We start from the raw sequence: 295 nt of genomic DNA, 5'->3' as shown, positions 1-295 counted from the left end.
GTCGGAACGGCTACCCGCCTGTCGGCGGCGCTCATTGCTGCATCTGTACTACGGCAAAACCATCGGCACCGGGGACCTGATGCAGCTGTATCCCCGCACAGACCGGGGATTTTCGCCGGATTACTACGCTTACCGCACCCACCGGGGCATTTCCCCGGATCTACTCCCGCAGGAGTATACAGTCTGCAACGTGGGCGATTTCCGTCTCTCCTGCCTGACGGTGGCAGACAGCCGTGGTGCCTTTGGCGCAGACTTTACCTATGTGAGCCACACGGTGGAGGCGGGCAAATATCAG

At 60.7% G+C, this 295-nt stretch carries 1 protein-coding gene; it reads left to right on the top strand.

What is annotated here, in order from left to right:
- Positions 1-34: 34 nt before the first annotated feature.
- Positions 35-295, top strand: a 261-nt coding sequence (locus P0G09_RS19400) for a glycoside hydrolase family 36 N-terminal domain-containing protein (protein ID WP_275253492.1), incomplete at its 3' end; no start/stop codon positions are given.

Source organism: Faecalibacterium sp. DFI.5.82 (assembly GCF_029076575.1).
GTDB lineage: Bacteria > Bacillota > Clostridia > Oscillospirales > Ruminococcaceae > Faecalibacterium > Faecalibacterium duncaniae.
Note: the sequence above shows the minus strand (reverse complement) of the source record. Positions and strands in the feature narration are given on the sequence as shown.